This is a genomic window from Parafrankia elaeagni (assembly GCF_000374165.1).
GTDB lineage: Bacteria > Actinomycetota > Actinomycetes > Frankiales > Frankiaceae > Parafrankia > Parafrankia elaeagni.
Genome location: NZ_KB893694.1, coordinates 94,324 through 111,844 on the forward strand (window position 1 = coordinate 94,324; position 17,521 = coordinate 111,844).

11 protein-coding genes and 1 pseudogene are annotated in these 17,521 nt (G+C 72.8%); 7 read left to right on the forward strand and 5 right to left on the reverse strand.

The window, feature by feature from the left end; all coding sequences use genetic code 11:
• The first annotated feature begins 5 nt into the window (after nucleotides 1–5).
• Nucleotides 6–2,126 carry a copper-translocating P-type ATPase gene (locus tag B207_RS0105700; protein WP_063820886.1) on the forward strand — a complete coding sequence of 707 codons (2,121 nt, stop codon included), beginning with the start codon at nucleotides 6–8 and terminating at the stop codon, nucleotides 2,124–2,126.
• A gap of 21 nt (nucleotides 2,127–2,147) precedes the next feature.
• Here the strand turns inward: B207_RS0105700 and B207_RS0105705 are convergent, their stop codons facing one another.
• Nucleotides 2,148–4,658: an MMPL family transporter gene (locus B207_RS0105705; protein WP_018635566.1), complete on the reverse strand. Its 2,511-nt coding sequence runs from the start codon at nucleotides 4,656–4,658 to the stop codon at nucleotides 2,148–2,150.
• A 283-nt stretch (nucleotides 4,659–4,941) separates the two neighbouring features.
• Here B207_RS0105705 and B207_RS42515 point away from each other — a divergent pair.
• A pseudogene (locus tag B207_RS42515) lies at nucleotides 4,942–5,301 on the forward strand (helix-turn-helix domain-containing protein); the annotation flags it as partial.
• A 402-nt stretch (nucleotides 5,302–5,703) separates the two neighbouring features.
• Here B207_RS42515 and B207_RS0105715 read toward each other — a convergent pair.
• Nucleotides 5,704–6,972: a LacI family DNA-binding transcriptional regulator gene (locus B207_RS0105715; protein ID WP_018635567.1), complete on the reverse strand. Its 1,269-nt coding sequence runs from the start codon at nucleotides 6,970–6,972 to the stop codon at nucleotides 5,704–5,706.
• 297 nt (nucleotides 6,973–7,269) lie between these two features.
• The gene (gene gltX, locus B207_RS0105720; RefSeq protein ID WP_026310721.1) at nucleotides 7,270–8,730 is read right to left on the reverse strand and encodes a glutamate--tRNA ligase; all 1,461 of its coding nucleotides are present in this window, start codon (nucleotides 8,728–8,730) and stop codon (nucleotides 7,270–7,272) included.
• A 205-nt stretch (nucleotides 8,731–8,935) separates the two neighbouring features.
• Between gltX and B207_RS0105725 the strand changes: the two genes are divergently transcribed.
• Complete coding sequence (locus B207_RS0105725) at nucleotides 8,936–9,847, forward strand: PaaX family transcriptional regulator (RefSeq protein WP_018635569.1); 912 nt, start codon at nucleotides 8,936–8,938, stop codon at nucleotides 9,845–9,847.
• 86 nt (nucleotides 9,848–9,933) lie between these two features.
• Here B207_RS0105725 and B207_RS0105730 read toward each other — a convergent pair whose 3' ends face one another.
• Together B207_RS0105730 and B207_RS32695 are read right to left on the reverse strand one after the other, a co-directional pair.
• Nucleotides 9,934–10,773 (reverse strand): FadR/GntR family transcriptional regulator, encoded by an 840-nt coding sequence (locus B207_RS0105730; protein ID WP_026310723.1) that lies wholly within the window; start codon nucleotides 10,771–10,773, stop codon nucleotides 9,934–9,936.
• A 759-nt stretch (nucleotides 10,774–11,532) separates the two neighbouring features.
• Nucleotides 11,533–12,483 carry a FadR/GntR family transcriptional regulator gene (locus tag B207_RS32695; RefSeq protein WP_230204854.1) on the reverse strand — a complete coding sequence of 317 codons (951 nt, stop codon included), beginning with the start codon at nucleotides 12,481–12,483 and terminating at the stop codon, nucleotides 11,533–11,535.
• Between the two features lie 1,131 nt (nucleotides 12,484–13,614).
• Between B207_RS32695 and B207_RS36705 the strand changes: the two genes are divergently transcribed.
• From B207_RS36705 to B207_RS0105755, 4 genes are all read left to right on the forward strand, one after another.
• Entirely contained in the window at nucleotides 13,615–14,799 is a 1,185-nt protein-coding gene (locus B207_RS36705) for an MHYT domain-containing protein (protein ID WP_018635572.1), read from the forward strand.
• 93 nt (nucleotides 14,800–14,892) lie between these two features.
• On the forward strand, nucleotides 14,893–16,308 hold the full coding sequence (locus B207_RS0105745; RefSeq protein WP_018635573.1) for a replication-associated recombination protein A: 1,416 nt from the start codon (nucleotides 14,893–14,895) through the stop codon (nucleotides 16,306–16,308).
• A gap of 265 nt (nucleotides 16,309–16,573) precedes the next feature.
• Nucleotides 16,574–17,077 (forward strand): DUF948 domain-containing protein, encoded by a 504-nt coding sequence (locus tag B207_RS0105750; RefSeq protein WP_018635574.1) that lies wholly within the window; start codon nucleotides 16,574–16,576, stop codon nucleotides 17,075–17,077.
• Nucleotides 17,077–17,439: a hypothetical protein gene (locus B207_RS0105755; RefSeq protein ID WP_018635575.1), complete on the forward strand. Its 363-nt coding sequence runs from the start codon at nucleotides 17,077–17,079 to the stop codon at nucleotides 17,437–17,439. The genes B207_RS0105750 and B207_RS0105755 overlap by 1 nt, the downstream gene beginning before the upstream one ends.
• Nucleotides 17,440–17,521: the final 82 nt, after the last annotated feature.

Consider the following 17,521-nt stretch of genomic DNA (forward strand, 5'->3'; position numbering starts at 1 on the left):
GGACGATGGTGGGGGGCTGGGTGGGGGTGGTGGCGATGTGGGTGCGCCAGTGTGTTTCGGCGGCGTCGGGGTCGTGGTGGGGAGACTTCGGTCCCGAGCCGGACGACGGGGACAGCGCCGGCACGGCCCGGGTGCGGGCACTGCGGGACAGGCTGGTGGCGGTCGCCATGCTGACCGTTCCGGTGGTCCTGCTGGCTATGGTCCCGGCGCTGCAGTTCGACTACTGGCAGTGGCTCTCGCTCGCACTGGCCGCGCCGGTGGTGCTCTGGGGCGCCTGGCCGTTCCACCGCGCGGCCTGGACGAACCTGCGGCACGGCGCCGCGACGATGGACACGCTCGTCTCGACCGGCACGCTCGCCGCGTTCGGCTGGTCGTTGTACGCGCTGTTCCTCGGTGACGCGGGCGAGCCCGGAATGACCCACGGGTTCAGTCTCACCGTGACCCGCGGCGGAGGGGGCGACAACATCTACCTGGAGGTGGCGGCCGGGGTCACCACCTTCATCCTGGCCGGGCGGTACCTGGAGGCGCGGGCGAAGCGGCGCGCCGGCTCGGCCCTGCGTGCGCTGCTCACCCTCGGCGCGCGTGACGTCGCGGTTCTCTCCGACGGCAGGGAGATACGGGTGGACGTCGACCAGCTCGACGTCGGTGATCTGTTCGTGGTCCGTCCTGGCGAGAAAATCGCCACCGATGGTGTGGTCGTCGAAGGTGCCTCGGCGGTCGACGCCTCGATGCTGACCGGCGAGTCCGTGCCGGTGGAGGTCGGTCCGGGCGACGCGGTGACGGGTGCCACGCTGAACGCGGGCGGGCGGCTCGTCGTCCGGGCGACCAGGGTCGGGGCCGACACGCAGCTCGCCCGGATCGGCCGGCTCGTCGAGGAGGCGCAGACCGGCAAGGCGCCGGTGCAGCGGCTCGCCGACCGGGTCGCCGGGGTCTTCGTCCCGATCGTGATCGCCATCGCGGTCACCGCCTTCGGCTACTGGCTGGGCCGGGGAGACGGGCTCACCTTCGCGTTCACCGCCGCGGTCGCGGTGCTGATCATCGCCTGCCCCTGCGCGCTCGGCCTGGCGACTCCCACCGCGCTCATGGTCGGCACCGGGCGGGGTGCCCAGCTCGGCGTGCTCATCCGCGGGCCGGAGGTGCTGGAATCCACGCTGCGGGCCGACACGATCGTCCTGGACAAGACCGGAACGGTCACCACCGGTGAGATGACCCTGCAGGACGTCGCCGTCGCGCCGGGGGAGGACCGCGACGAGGTGCTGCGGCTCGCCGGCGCGCTGGAGAGCGCCTCCGAACATCCGGTCGCGCGTGCGATCAGCCGGGCCGCCGCGGGGGCCGCCGTCAGTTCCGCCGAGGAGCTGCCCACCGTCGCGCAGTTCGCCAACCGGGAGGGGCTGGGGGTCCGCGGGATCGTGGACGGGCACGCGGTGCTGGTCGGCCGCCCGAGGCTGCTCAGCAGCTGCTCGCAGCCGCTGCCGACCGCACTGGCCGAGGTCGCCCGGGAGGCCGAGGCCGCCGGGCGCACCGCCGTCGCGGTGTCCTGGGACGGGCGGGCCCGCGGGGTGCTGACCATCGCCGACGCGGTGAAGCCGACGTCCGCCGCCGCCATCCGCGAGCTCCGTGGGCTGGGGCTGCGCCCGGTCCTGCTGACCGGCGACAACGCGACCGTGGCGGCGAACGTCGCCGCCGAGGTCGGGATCGCCCCCGATGATGTGATCGCCGAGGTGCTGCCCGAAGGCAAGATCGAGGTTGTGCGGCAGCTGCAGGCCGCCAACCGGATCGTCGCGATGGTCGGTGACGGGGTGAACGACGCCGCCGCGCTCGCCCAGGCCGACCTGGGGCTCGCGATGGGCACAGGCACGGACGCCGCGATCGAGGCCAGTGACCTGACGCTGGTCAGCGGTGACCTGATGGCCGCCGTCGACGCCATCCGGCTCGCCCGGCGGACCCTCGGCACCATCCAGGGCAACCTGTTCTGGGCGTTCGCCTACAACGTCGCGGCACTTCCCCTCGCCGCCGCCGGCCTGCTGAATCCGATGCTGGCCGGTGCCGCGATGGCGGCCAGCTCGCTGTTCGTCGTCGGGAACAGCCTGCGTCTGCGCCGCTTCGCCTCACGCCGGGACGCCTGACCGCCGCGCCGGCGGCACCGGTCAGTGGTGGACGAGCTCACCCTGCTGGTCTTCGGGAGCCGCCGGCGGGCCTGAGGTCGTCCCGGAGCCGCCTGCGGCGAACTCGTCCGGCGCGGGCTCGGGGCTGCCTTCACTGCTGGCGGGCGAGGCGGCGTCCGGTGCCGCGACGGGCGGTGATGTTCCGGCCCGGCCGGTGCGGGCCTGCGTCGCGGCGGCGGTCGGCAGCCACCAGGCGGACCTCCCGAGCAGCCGCAACGCGGCCGGCAGGAGCACCAGGCGGACCACAGCGACGTCCAGCAGCAGCCCGAACGCCAGCAGGATGCCGGCCGGCCGCAGCAGCGGATCGGCCGGCAGGGCCAGCGCGGTGAGGACGACGGCCGCGATCGCCGTGACGGCGGCGGCGGTCGGCGCGCCCTCCCGGTAGCCGGTGGTGACCGCCATGCGGGGGTCCGCCGTCCGGGTGAACGTCTCCCGCATCCGGGACACCATGAAGACACCGTGCCCGGCCGTGAGGCCGACCAGGAGCCCGACCGCCACCACCGGGAGGACCGCGGCGACCGGTCCCTGTCGCCAGATCCCGAGCGGGCCGGCGAGCCAGCCCCACTGGAGCAGCGCAACGGCGGCGCCGGACGTCCCGACGAGGCTGAGCAGGGAGCCGAGCGTGACCGCCAGGGCGGCTGGCAGGCCGCGCAGCGCCAGGGCGAGCGCGGCGGCCGTCAGCCCGACGGCGAGGGCGAGGGCGAGTGGCAGGGTGTCGGTCAGCCGCTGGGCGACGTCGATGTCGATCGCCGTCCGACCGCCGACCGTGAGCCGGGCCCCCGTGGTGACCGCGAGGCCCGCGGCGCGGCCGCGGATGTCGTGCAGCAGCTCCGCCGTCGCCGGATCGCCCGGCCCGGAGAGCGGGACCACGGTGATCGTCGCCAGGTCGTTCCCGAAGCGGGGTTCGGTCGTCAGCGCGACGTCGCGCATGCCCCCGACGGTCCCGCGGATCTGCTGGACCGCGCGCTCGGGGTCCGGTGCGCCGGCAGTGTCGATCACCAGGAGGAGCGGGCCGGTGAACCCGGGGCCGAAGACCACGCTCAGCTGATCAGGAGTGTCCCGGAGGATCCCGTCCGAGGCGGCGGTGATGCTGTGGTCGAGGGGCCCCGGCCGCAGATCGGCCACCGGCAGGGCGACCGCGCCGAGCGCGGCCAGGCCGAGGAGCAACGCCCGGACCGGCCGCCACGTGGCCGTCCGTGCCCCCGGTGGCCTTCGCGTCCCCTGTGGCCTTCGTGTCCCCTGGGACCGTCGTGTGCCCTGGGGCCGTCGTGTCTCTCGTTCGTGTCGCGTACCGCCCGGGGCAGCCGCGGGCTCCCCGCCCGTGTCGTTCGCCCGGACCGCGCCGAACGCGGCGACCGGCAGCGTGAGAGCGACGCAGACGGAGAGAGCGACGCTCCCGGCTGTCGCCAGGCCCAGCACCGTCAGCATCGGCACGCGGGTGACGGCCAGCGTGAGGGGCGTGACCATCATGATCAGGCCGGCGAGGGCGACATCCGCCCCGGTGGTCCGCAGCGTGCGTCCGGCCGCCTCCGCACCCCGGTGTCCGGAAGCGACCTCCTGCCGGAACCTCGCGGTGACGAGCAGCGTGAACCCGAGCGCGGTGACGAGCCCGACCGCCAGCGCCGGTGCCACGGTGGCGGTGTCGAAACCCGCCCGGACGACCGCCGCCCGCGCGGCGAAGCCGCCGACGACGACGCTGACCAGGCCTGCGACCAGGGCAGCCCCCACAGCCGGGAGCAGGGCGAGGGCGGCCGTCGGACCGGAGGTGGCTGCCGACGCGGCCGCGACGGCGAGAACGACCGCGAGAACGACGGCCAGGGCGAGGAGCCCGGTGAGCACGGCACCGGGCGGCCGGGACCACTGCTCGGCCGCCGGCCCCGTGATGTCGACGGTGATCCCGGCATCACGTGCCGGTCGGGCCGCCGCGATCAGTGCGTCACGCGTTCCGACGGCCAGGTCCGGGCTCGTCACACTGAACGTGACCAGCGCGTACGCGGACCGGCCGTCACCGGCCAGCCCGCTCTCACCGGCCAGCCCGCTCCTGTCGGCGCGTCGGGTGTCGCCGGGGACGGCGTCACCGAGGGGATCACCCACCCGCGCGACCCGGGGGACCTCGCGCAGCGCGGCCAGAGTGCGGTCCACCGCGGCCTGGTACCGCGGGTCGGCGAGGGTCGACTCGTCGCCGTCGGGGGCACCCAGGCGCAGGACGAACGACGCGGTCGCCGCGTCCCCGGCCTGGGCGGCGGCATCGGCAGCCGACCGGCGCTGGCGGACGAGATCCGCGGCTTGCGCCGACCCCGTTCCGGACAGGGCGGGCCCGGCGAGCGCGGCGCCCGCGGAGTGGCCGGGACGAAGGTGGAGGACGCCGTCGACCGACCCGGACGACCACACGGCACCCGTGCCGGCCAGCACGAGGAAGGCCAGCCACAGCCCCAGGACGGCCCGGCCGTGCCGGTGGCAGGACCGGCCGAGGCGGTACAGAACGGTGCGCACAAGCTGTCTCCTTGCGGGGTGTTGCCCGCCGTCGTCGCGGATTTCACGCGGACGTGCGCCCAGCCCCTCGGAGCCGGCCCGTTCCCTGACCGTTCGGCGGTGCCCGATGGTGACTTCGTGGGACCGCACGGCGATCGCCCGCCCACGATGCGCGCCCCGCACTCAGCGACTGGCTTTCGTCCGGTACGGGGTGGTTCGTCCGTCACCGGTGGGGCCTGCCCGGGTGGCTCTCGTCCCGGCGTGGGACCAACTCGTCCCAGCGGGACAACGCCCGGCCCGGACCATGACTGGTCCGTCGAGGGCAGCTGTCGCCCGGAGTAGCCCCGAAAAGGCGGGTGCTGGGCCACAATGGGCCCGCCGATCCCGATCTGACAGGCCCGTGACGTGCGGGATCGGTCTCCGTAACGGCCGTTTCGGGCCGCTGTGGGGTGCTCGCGGGCCGGGACGGGAGAAGAAGATCGTGACGGTCGAACTGGTGGACCGCCGGGTGGGCACAGGCGCCGGCAGGCTCAAGCTGAGCGCCACGGCGCTGGACCTGTTCGCGCAGCGGGGCGTGAGCGCCACCTCACTGCAGATGATCGCGGACGCGGCGGGTGTCACCAAGGCGGCTGTCTATCACCACTTCAAGAGCAAGGACGAGATCGTGCTCGCCGTGGTCCGGCCCGCACTCGACCACCTCGCCGAGGTCGCCGCACTCGCGGAGAGCAAGCGGTCACGGTCCGCCCAGGTCGACGCGGTGATCCGCGGTCTGGCCGACCTGGTGATCGGCAACCGGCGCCTCTACGGGCTCATGCACGGGGACCCGACCTGTGCCGCGATCCTGCGGGAACGCTCCGGGTACCCCGCCCTGGCCGAGCGCCTCGTCGCCGTGCTCGCCGGCCCCACACCTGACGTGGGGTCGGTGATGGCGGCCGGCATGCTGCTGACCGGATTACGTGGCGCGGGGATCGACCCTCGGGTGACAGCGCTGGACGACGAGCAGTTCCGCCGCCATCTCGTGGACTGCTCCCAGCGGCTCATCCGCGCCCGGCGTCCGTCGGCGGGTTCAGGCAGGTCCCCGCGTCACCCTGGCATCGCACCCCGGCACACGCAGGTCTCCGACGCCGCCCGCGCCCTGGATGTCGCTCCGGTTGTCGCTCCGGCCGCCGCTGGTCCCGGCGTCGTCGCGCGGACTCCCGCCGCCCCCCTCACCGCCGCTGCCACGGCTCCCGCCACGGTTCCCGGCGCTGTCCCCGGTTTCGGCGCCGCCGGCGAGGACGCCGCTGCGAGTGCTGTCCCGCTCGACGAGCGAGACGGGTAGCACCGTCTCCCGGGCGTCCGCCTCGCCGCTCGCCATCTGGATCAGCAGGCGGGCCGCCTCGGCGCCCAGCCGATCCGGGTGGCGCGCCACCGACGTGAGCGACGGCTCGGTGAGCTCGCCCCAGGCGATGCCGTCGACGCCGATCAGCATCACACCACCGGGCACCTCCCGCCCGGCCTGGCGCAGCGCCTGCGCGGCACCGACCGCCTGGAGGTCGTTGGTGCAGAAGATCGCGTCCACCCGTGGGTCGGAGGCGAGGATCTGATCCGTCGCCCAGCGCCCGCCGTCGAGTGTGTAGTCGCTGGCGAGGGACCGCCAGGGAGGCATCGAGCGTCCACCGGCCTGCAGCTCGGCGCGGAAACCGGTACGCCGGGCGCGGGCGGTCGTCAGGTGCTCCGGGCCGCAGATCATCGCGATGCGGCGCGCCCCGCGGGCAAGGAGGTGCGCCGCGGCGAGCCGACCGGCGGCGAGATCGTCCGAGAAGACCCCGCCGGCGCCGGCCACGGCCAGCCGCTCGTCACACGCGACGACCGCTATCCCGCTGTCGATCATGTGCTGGACCTGGTCGGTGTGGCCGGAGGTCGAACAGACGAGCACGCCGTCGGCGGCGCCCGCCATGCGGTCGAGGTAGTCGGCCTCGCGAGCGTCGTCCAGGTTGGCGCTGGCGAGGAAGACGGCCCACCCCAGGGACTGCGCCACCGTCTCGACGCCGTGGGCGATCTGGGCGAAGAACGGGTTCTGCGCGTCCGGGACGATCAGCCCGACCGCGTGGCGGGTCGATGTGCGGGGCGTGTGTGCCCCGCTGCCCGGCCGGTAGCCGAGACGGTGGGCCGCGGCCCGTACCCGGGCGCTGGACTCGCCGCTGACCGACCGCCGACCGGCCAGGGCGTTGCTGACCGTGGAGACGCTGACGCCGGCAAGTGCCGCGACCTCGCGGATCGTGGCGGGCCGCTTCACCGCCGCTTCCCGGGACGTAACGCGCTCGATGTAGCGGTCGGTAGACATCACCTCCATTAAAGGTCGATGTCGCCCGCCCGGGAGGTCGCGTCGGTCACGCTGCTCACCCGCAAGGAAGGCGAAGGGTGACCGTCGGGGACTCCAAGGGACTTTTGACGTGCTCTTAAGGATCGCTTAGGCCTGCGTTGATGAGGTGGAAAGGCCGCAGGGAGAGAGAGCCCCCAGTCCACCCGGCGGAGGTAACCCCCACCCTCCGGCGGGTTTCCGGCCCGGGTCGTGGTCCGTCCCAACCACGGCCCGGGCCACAGGCCCCGACCCGCGCGGGCGCGTCCGACGTCGCGCGGGCGCTGTCGGTCAGGCCGTGCTCACAGCCGTTCCGAGCCGGTCGACGGCCTGGCGCAGCCGGGCGAGGGTCTTCTCCCGGCCGAGAACGGTCATCGACTCGAACAGCGGCAGGCCGACACCACGGCCGGTGACGGCAACCCGGACCGGCGCCTGCGCCTTGCCGAGCTTGAGGCCGTAGCCCTCGCCGATTCCGACAAGCGCCTCGCGCAGCGAGTCCTCGTCCCAGGCCACACTCTCGTAGCCGGCGGCGACGTCGCGCAGCAGCTCCCGGGCCGGGCCCTTCATCGCCTTCGTCCACGAGGCCTCGTCGATCGACACCGAGGGGAGGAAGGCGAAGTCGACCATGGGGACGATCTCTGACAGCACCGACACCCGAGTCTGCGCCAGCGGCGCGAGAGCGGCGAAGACCTCCGGGGAGAAGCCCTCGGCTGGCCACGGCGGCGCCGCGATCTCGCCCTCGCCCCCGCCCGGGCCCGGGCCCGCCGCCGGCGTCAGCCAGGGCTCGCAGGCGGCCATGAACTCCTCGACGCTCATCGCCCTGATGTACTCGCCGTTGAAGGCCCGCAGCTTCTTCTCGTCGAAGAACGCCGGGGAGGGCTTCACGTCCTCGAGCCGGAACGTGCTCTCGATCGTGGCGAAGGGCACGATCTCCTCGTCGCCGGGCGGCGCCCAGCCGAGAAGCATCAGATAGTTCTTCATCGCCGCCGAGAGGTACCCCTCGGCGCGGTAGGACTCCAGCGCGACCTTGTCGCGCCGCTTCGACAGCTTCTGCCGCTTCTCGTTGACGATGACCGGGACGTGCGCCCACACCGGCGGGGTGGCGCCGAGCGCTGCCCACAGCAACTGCTGCTTCGGCGTGTTGGGCAGGTGCTCCTCGCCGCGGATGACGTGGGTGATGCCCATGTCGAGATCGTCGACCACGTTGGCGAGCAGGAAGACCGCGGATCCGTCCGCCCGGGCGATGACGAAGTCCTCGATGGTGTCGTTCGGGAACTCCGGCGTGCCGCGGATCACGTCGACGACCACGGTCGTGCCCTCGTCGGGTGTGCGGAAGCGCAGGGCCCGGCCCGGGCCCGGGCCGAGCCCGCGGTCCCGGCAGAAGCCGTCGTAGCCGCGCTGCGCGTTCCCGGTCCGCTCGGCGAGCAGGTCACGGGTGCAGTCGCAGTGGTAGGCCTGCCCCGCGGTGAACAGGCCGGCTGCGGCCTCGCGGTGCCGTTCGGCCCGCTCCGACTGGAACAGCGGGCCCTCGTAGCCGCCCGGGCTGATACCCAGCCAGTCCAACGCGCTGATGATGCCGGCGGTCCACTCCGGGCGGTTACGGGACGCGTCGGTGTCCTCGACGCGGAGTACGAAGTCGCCGCCGGAGCCGCGGGCCACCAGCCAGTTGAACAGCGCCGACCGTGCGCCGCCCACATGGAACATGCCGGTCGGCGACGGTGCGAATCGCACCCGCACCCGTCCAGAGCTCATGGTCGCCGAGCGTACAGGTCGACCGGGTCCGGGCCGACCGACGTCACCGGGACCACAGGAGATCCGGACCAGTGGCGTGGAACGGCGCCGGCGGCTCGTAAAATCAGATGGCGTGACAGCGCCCGCTCGGCTGGCCGGTCGCGACCGTGATCCCGGTCGTGGCCGTCGCTCCACTGTCCGTGAGTCGAGACCGCGGGCTCCGGGGGTGAATTCGGCTCTCCCGGAGCCCGCCGATGTCGTCGACCTGCCCCGGGTGCAGGTCGGTGCGCAGCCGCAGCATCTGCTGACGACCCTGCTCGGTGACTACTGGGCCGGGTGCCGCGAGCACATCCCATCCGTCGTGCTGGTCAGCCTCCTCGCGGACTTCGACGTCAGCACCGTGGGTGCGCGGGCCGCACTGAGCCGGCTGTCCCGGCGCGGTCTCCTGGAGCCGTCCCGGATCGGCCGGAACACCTACTACGGGCTGACGGCCGAGGCCTCGCTCGCTGTCCGGGAGTCCCTGAACCGCACCTTCGGCTTCGGTCTCCGGCACGAACCGTGGGACGGGCGCTGGACCGTGGCGGCCTTCTCCATCCCGGAAGGGCAGCGCGACGTCCGCCACGCGGTGCGGGCGCGGCTGCGCTGGTTGGGCTTCGCCCCGCTCTACGACGGGATGTGGGTGACGCCCCGCCTCGTCGGGGAGGCGGCCCGGCGGGTCTTCGCCGAGCTGGGTGTGAGTGCTTCCACGGTACTGATCACCACCTCCGAGGCGAGGCGTACCGATCCGCGCCCGCCGATGGCCGCATGGGACCTCAGCGAGCTGCAGCGCACCTACGAGGACTTCGTCAGCACCTATGCCCCGTTGCTCGAACGGGTCCGTCATGGGGACGTCCAGGGAGCGGAGGCGCTGGCCGCGCGGACCGCGGTGCTCGAGTCCTGGGCGCGTTTCCCGAGCCTCGACCCGGACCTGCCGATCGATCTTCTTCCCGGCCGCTGGCCTCGTAGGGAGGCCCGGACCGTCTTCGCCGAGATCTATGACGGCCTGGCTGCGCCGGCGGTGACGCGGGTCCGGGACCTGCTCGCCGTCGTCTCGCCAGACCTTGCCGATCTCGTCCGGCTCCACACCACGGTCGGCTAGTTGCCGCGACCGGCTGGGTCCGCCCCGGCTGGTGCGTCTGTCGACTGGTGACGGCATCACCGAGATCCTTCTCGGTGCCGGTGCGGTCAGCCTGACGCGCCCCGCGGCAGGGGTACCGATGACCTGGCGACCGCCGCCCTGCCCTGCCCTGCGCGACCGACGATCTCCGGCGGCAGCCCGAGCAGGTCCAGGACCGCGCTCGGGGGCTGGGTGGGGGTGGTGGCGATGTGGGTGCGCCAGTGTGTTTCGGCGGCGTCGGGGTCGTGGTGGGTGATGAGGTCGAGGAGGTGGGTGTGGTCGTGGTGGTTGTGGGGGGTGGGGTGGGGGGGTGGGGTGTGGGTGTCGAGGATGTGGCGGAGCATGCCGGCGATCATGGTGAGGGTCTGGTTGCCGGCGTGTTCGAGGAGCTGGTGGTGGAAGTGGTTGGGGTCGGGGTGGGTGAGGGCGGTGTGCAGGGCGGTGAGGGTGGTGTCGGTGTGGTGGGTGGCGAGGAGGCGGACGGCGGCGGGTTCGAGCAGGGTGTGGGCGGTGTGGACGTCGGCGACGGTGGTGTGGCGGTGTTCGAGGACGAGGCCGGCGTAGCGGGCGGCGACCTGGCCGTCGGGGGTGTGGACGCGGGCTCCGCCGTGGGCGCCGCGGCGGACGGAGATGAGGGCTTCGGATTCGAGGACGCGGAAGGCTTCGCGCAGGGTGGGGCGGGAGACGCCGAACTGTTCCATGAGGACGGCTTCGGGGGGCAGGGCGTCGCCTTCGACGAGTTCACCGCGGACGATCTGGCGGCGGAGTTGGGCTGCGACGAGTTCCGCGGTCTTCGGCACCCGGATCTGCTGGCGAGCCAGGCCGCTGCGGGGCTCAGCCCGAGCCGTTGACGGACCGCTCGTACCGGGTGCGTTCCGACCGTCATGCTGCTGCGCGGATACCGTCATTCTTCCGTGCCTCTCGAGAACGGTCGCAGCGCATGGCGCCGTGGGCATTCCGGCGTAGCACCGGTACCGATAAATGGGGTCGATTGTGACACCAACCCGGGCACGTTGCTGCCGCCGAGGCCGGCTTCTCCATCTGGCAGAAAGAACGATACACGGTCCGAAATCGGGGGAGTGCCCAGTGGGTCATCGGGTATGTGGTCCTCATGTGCTTCGATGCGACTGCTGGCCGAGTGTCGTCCAGGTGCTCCATCCAGCCCGAGGCCCTGCTGCCGGTGCAATCAAACCTGCGCCGCGGATAGGACGGTGCCTGCGCCCGTGGCTTTTTCCTCCGGTGTCGCAGACCCCTGCCGGTGACGCCACGGATGGCTTTCCCCCATTGAGACACCTGCGGCGACGGGGGTAACCAGGTTACTGTGCGAGCTCCCGCGGATGAAGGTCGGTGGGTGCGTCCCCGGCAGGGCCGCTGCTCCTGTCGTGCCCCGCTCCCGAACCACCCGGAAACGTCCGTCGGCACGCCCGGTCACCGGTGTTCCCACCCACACCGCGCTGCGGACCAGGTCCGTGCGCCGTGCCCCGCCCGGCAATACGTGCGTGCCGCAATGAGATCGGAACCGCAACAGGGCTGGCACGCATTACGCCCGGGACGACAATGCGTCCCGGGCGCAAATGCGGCCAGGTATGCGCCAGCCGAGCCCACCAGGCTGCCGGCAGGCGATGCGAGCGGCGCCGTCGCCGAGCCAGCTGCGGGTGGGCGGATAATCAGTGCCGGTGGGCGATGGCCTCCTCGACATGCCGCCGGATGCAGGACCGGGCGAGATGCTCCGCCAGGGCGGCCTCGCCCCGGGTGATCGCGTCGACGATCTCGGCATGCAGCGGATGCTGCCACCACTGCCCCAGCCGGTCACCCTCGTCGTGCGGATGGGCGAGATCCGCGAGTACCCGGATGAACAGTTCGGCGGCCGGATTGCCTGCCAGGCGGGCAATCTCCAGGTGCAGCAGCACGGACGCCTCGCCGGCCGTGCCAGCGGCGACGGGGCCCGAGCGTGAGCCGCCCGGCCGGTTCCGCGACCGCCCGCCGGTGGCCCGGGCACCGGGCGCGACGGGCTCCAGCGCACCGCGCAGCCGGGCGAGGCCGGCGGTGTCGATCTGCTCGGCGAGCCGCCGCACGGCCACTGCCTCCAGCGCTGACCAGGTCTCGCACAGGTGCTCCGGCCGGGCCCGCGCGAAATCGAGGTAGACCCGGGCGACGTCGCGGACGCCATCGTGGTCGGGAGCGGTCACGACGAGCCCGCCCCCGGGCCCCGGCCGAGGTCGCGCGACCCAGCGGCTCTCCAGCAGCCGGACCGCCTCGCGCAGCACGGATCTGCCGACCTGGTAGCGCTCCATGAGCTGGGCTTCGGAGCCGAGGCCCTCGCCGACGGGCCAGCCGCGACGGATGATCTCCAGCTCGATGGTGCGGGCCAGTCTGGAGGCGAGAGTGCGCTGGCCGAGCCGGGAGGTGAACTCCTGCGGCGGGCCGACAGCGAGGCTGACGGCGCCGCTGTCGAGAGAGCCGTTGTCGAGAGGACCGCCGTGCAGATGGCCGGCGTGGACATGCCCGGTCTTGGGACGTCGGTTCGTGGTGTGGCCACTGCCGGCATGTCCACCGCCGGAGTGCCCACCGAGGGGTGCGCCGCCTGTCGGTGCGGCGTTGCGGGGGGAACTGCGCACCGGGCTGTGGAGGGCGCCGGGCACTGCATTCCGGCCGGTTGGGGTGAGCCCGTCAGACACTGGTCTTCCTCCGGATGTACTCGTTGGCCTTCGTCGGTCTTTCCAACGCAGCCATGACTGCTCCGACGGCGGTTGCGACCCTCGCCCCGGCTCGCGTACGCCGGCGGCGGGGACGGCACCCGCAGTGTGATGAGTTTCCTTTCCGGATGTGTTCCGTGCCGGCACCGGAGTGTTCCCCGTGGACGGCACTGACGTTCGCCCCCCCGGCACCCGGAAGCGTGTTCCAGATAAGGGTCTCCAGTCAACCGATTGCAGCTACCCATGAGTGCCCCACCGCCGACGGTTTGGCATCTGCGCAGGTCCGGAGGCCCGGGCCCGGGTGGCACAGAAGCGTCATCGGAGGATGCACATGCGTCTGGGAATGCTCCTGCGCTGGCAGTTTCGACTGCGAAGCAGATCCTCCCCGCTCCGGCCCACCAACCGCTCCTCCGCGCCCCGCCGGACCGGGTCCGCCGTGCGCGTCATCCGGCGGCCGTGTCGCATCCCATCCACGCCTTGGGCCGGCAGTGGCACTTTCGAGCCAGGGCATCCCTCGCGTCGCTTCATGTCGCAAACGGAAGTTCCTCCCGGGCTGCCAATACGCGATGCGCCCCGACTGCCCCCGGCCCGAATCGACAGCGGCCGGCGGCCCCGTGTCCGCTTTGCTTCGCTGATATTTCGACGCTATTTCGTTGCTGGTTGCCGGGAGTGCGGAGGAGCTTCTCGGGAGGCTTGTCGCGGTGTCGGTCAATGGCTGGGCGGGGCTGCGGTAAAGCCCGCGTGGCCCGGGGTCGGGCCTGGAGGTCGCAGCTGTGGGTGGTTGCTCAACGTGACGAACCCGGTCCTCGTTGAGGCGGATCGGCCCGGGTGGCAAGGGCCTCCTGGGCCACCACGTCAGGGACTGAAGTCCCGAGGCGACCACCTTCGTCACGTAGCGCGCCGAAGCACTCTCTTAAAGTATAAACAAGTCGACTTATTGTCGATATCTGAGAACTTGTGTTAGGAATGGGCGTCTTTTCGTTCTCGGGGGGAACATTGATCACGGCGCAGGCTGTCCATCAGCACGCGAGTCAGGATCTTCTGTTTGTTGCGGTGTCCGTCCTGCTGGCGATGATCGGGTCGTTCGCCGCGTTGGTCTGTTCGATGCGGATACCTTTTGCGGTGGGTCGGTCGCGGTACGTCTGGACGACGCTCGCCGCCGTCTCGCTGGGGGGCGGGGCGGTCTGGTCGATGCACTTCATCGGGATGATCGGCTACCAGGTCGCCGACCGGGACCTGCGCTACAGCCTTCCGTTGACCGGGGTGTCGCTGCTCATTGCGATCGTGGTGTCCGCGGTGGGTCTGTCCCTGGTCGCCCGCCGCCGGGAGAGCCGCGCACGGCTCGCCGTCGGCGGTGTCGTCGCGGGGCTGGGAGTCGCGGCGATGCACTACACGGGTATGGCCGCGATGCATGTGGGCAGTGACATCACCTACCGGCGCCCGATCGTCGTGCTGTCGGTCGCCATCGCCATCGGCGCGGCGCTGGCCGCCATGTGGATCGCCTTCCGGGTGGTGAAGGGGTGGCACGTGGCGGTCGCCTCGGTCGTCATGGCCATCGCGGTCTGCGGAATGCACTACACGGCCATGGCCGCCACCAGGGTCGAGGCGACGGCGACCCCCGAACCGGTCACCGGCGCCGATCCGATCACTCTCGCGCTTCTCGTCTGTGTCCTGGCGTTCTCGGTGCTCGCGGTCGTCATCTTCGCGGCGCTGGGTGGGGTCACCTATGCCGACCCCTTCTCCTCCGCACGCGTGTACGGCCACCGCCGTGGCCTTCCCGGGCCGACGGCGGCTCCCGCCCGGCCACGGCAGCGTGCCGAGTCGCCCGACCAGGTCGGCGGTCCCGACCAGGTCAACCGTCCTGACCAGGTCAACCGTCCTGACCAGGTCAACCGTCCTGACCAGGGCGGCCGCTCGCGCGAGGCCGGCCGCCATGAGGCGGTCCGTTCTCGCGCCGCGGGTCCTGCCCGTGAGGGAGGCCGGACGGTCTCCGCGGGGCCGGCGGGCACCGCGCGGCCGGCAGAGCGGGAGTGGACGGGAGAGCGGGAGTGGACGGGAGAGCCCGGGCCCGCCGGGCCTCCGGAGCGGGCGGAACCGGCCGGGTGGTCCCACCAGCCAGGGCGACCCGCGCCGTCGGGCTGGGCCCAGCTGCCGGAGCAGCCGGCAGGGGAGTACTGGGCGCAGCCCGGCGCGGGAGCCCAGCCGTCCACGTGGACAGGCCGGCCGGACGGCGTGTAGACCGGTCGCCGGCACCATGGCGGCGACCGGCCGCGGGGCTGCGAGGGCCCCGGGCCGTGCGGTCACTCGGCTCACCCGCCGTACGGTGGGCGGGTGAGCCTCTTCGACGCCGACGTGCCGGGGCTGCCGGACTCGTCCGGCCCGCTCGCGGCCAGGCTTCGCCCGCGAGATCTGGACGAACTGGTCGGCCAGCGTCATCTGCTGGCCGCGGGGAGCCCGCTGCGCCGGCTGGTCGAGGGCGGTGGCATGACCTCGGTCGTGCTCTGGGGGCCGCCCGGCACCGGCAAGACGACGCTGGCCCACATCGTGTCGCGGGCCAGCCGCCGCCGGTTCCGCGAGCTGTCGGCGGTCACCGCGGGTGTGAAGGACGTCCGCGCGGTTGTGGACGAGGCCAGGGACACACTGTCCATGTCGGGCGTGCGCACTGTCCTGTTCATCGACGAGGTGCACCGCTTCACCCGGACGCAGCAGGACGCTCTGCTGCCCTCGGTGGAGAAGGGATGGGTCACCCTGGTCGCCGCGACCACCGAGAACCCCTTTTTCTCCGTCGTCTCTCCGTTGCTCTCCCGGTCGTTGCTGCTCACACTCGAGCCGCTGACCGACGCCGACATCGTCGAGCTGATCGAGCGGGCGGTTCGTGATCCGCGCGGCTACGGCGGCGCGGTGGAGCTGACCGGAGAGGCACGGGAGCATCTCGTGCGGCTCGCCGGCGGGGACGCCCGGCGGGCGCTGACCGCGCTGGAGGCTGGCGCCGAGGCGGTGCTGGAGGGGGCGAAGAGGTCTGTCGCCGCGACCGGCAGCGACGGGGACGGCGGCGTCCCCGGCCCCGGCCCCGTCCCGCTCGGGCTGGAGCTGCTGGAGCGTGCGGTCGACCGGGCCGCGGTCCGCTACGACCGCGAGGGTGACCAGCACTACGACGTGGTGAGCGCCTTCATCAAGTCGATGCGCGGTGGCGACGTCGACGCCGCTCTGCACTACCTGGCCCGGATGCTCGAGGCGGGGGAGGACCCGCGGTTCGTCGCCCGCCGCATGGTCATCCTCGCCAGTGAGGACATCGGTATGGCCGACCCGGGTGCGCTCGGTGTGGCGGTGTCGGCGGCGCAGGCACTGGAGCTGGTCGGCCTGCCCGAGGCGCGCCTCGCCCTCGGCCAGGCGGTGATCCATCTGACGCTCGCGCCGAAGTCGAACGCGGTGATCACGGCGATGGACGCCGCGGCGGCCGACGTGCGCGCCGGCCGGCTGGGCCCGGTGCCGTCGCACCTGCGTGACGCCCACTACCGGGGCGCCACACGGCTGGGCCACGGTGCTGGCTACCAGTACCCACACGATCACCCGGAAGGGGTGGTCCGTCAGCAGTACGCACCAGACGTCCTCGCCCGGTCGGACTACTACCGTCCATCCGGGCACGGGTTCGAGCGCCGGGCGGCTGACCGGGTGCGGTTCCTGCGCGGCGTCCTGCGCGGACAGCCCTCGTCGCCCTCCGCGCCCCCGGCGGGCGACGAGGGCTGAGGGCCTGTTCCCGGCTGTGCCCGGCCCGGGACGGACACGGACGGCCCGGGGGTTACCGGTGGTGTGCGCGCACTGGTCGGTAAGGTCACTGGCGAACGGCTCCGGTGGTCCCTGCGCCGTGGCCGGCACGACGGGCCTGACGACTCGCCCGCGCGGGGCTCCGCCCGCGAGCGGTGCGATCGATCCGGGTCCGGCACGGCCAGGCGTCATCCAGATGCAGGCGTCATCCAGACCAGCGTTACCGACAACGATGGAGGCGAAGCACATGTCCGGTGGTGCGGTCGCGGGCCTGATCGCCTCGGGGGCGTTCGCGGTGCTCGTGCTCTTCGCCTGCTATGTCCTGTTCAAGCTCGGCAAGATCTTCGATGAGACGGCTGCCCGGGTGCGGCAGACCGGGATCGCGATCGACGAGGGCACCGCACGGGTCCGCCAGGCGGGCACGACCGTCGACGAGGTGAACGTCGCCCTCGCGCACGTGAACAAGGAGCTGGGCCGGATCGACGCGATCACGGCGAACGTGGAGACGGTGACGACCAACGTCTCGTCCCTGACGTCGCTGTTCGCCGCGACGCTCGGCGGCCCGGTGGTGCGGGTCGCGGCGTTCAGCTACGGGGTGCGCCAGGCGGTCGCGAAGCGCTCGAAGGCCGACCTCACGGCCCGGGTGTCCGCCCAGATGAAGGCGGAGAAGTCACAGCGGCGGGCTGCCAGGCGCGCGCCCGCGGGCAGCGCGGTCGGCGCGGGCAGCGACGGCCGGAGCGGTGGCCGCTGATGGTGACCCGGGTGTTCTACGTCGCGCTCGGTGCGGCGACGGGCGTGCTGGCGGTGCGGCAGGTGGCCAGGGCCGTGTCGGCGCTCTCGCCGACCAGCGTCGCGGGGTCTCTCGTACAGTCGATGCGGGAGTTCGCCGCCGACGTGGCCGAGGCCATGGCCGAGCGTGAGGAGGAGATACGCTCCGCGCTCGGCCTGGACGAGCCGGATGCCGCCGGCGGTCCGGACGACCCCGCCCGTGGCCGGCCCGGTGACCCTGCCGGTGGTGATGTCCTCCGGGGCGCGCCACAGGGTTCCCCGGGGCCCGCGGTGTTCGACCCGGAGCAGACGATGCGCCTGGTGCCGGGGGCACGCCGGCCCTGACCCTCCAGCCGGTGACGGCCGACCCAGGCCGCGGATCCGGCGCCGGCCGGCTTCCCGCTGGTCGGCCGACCCATCCCGACAA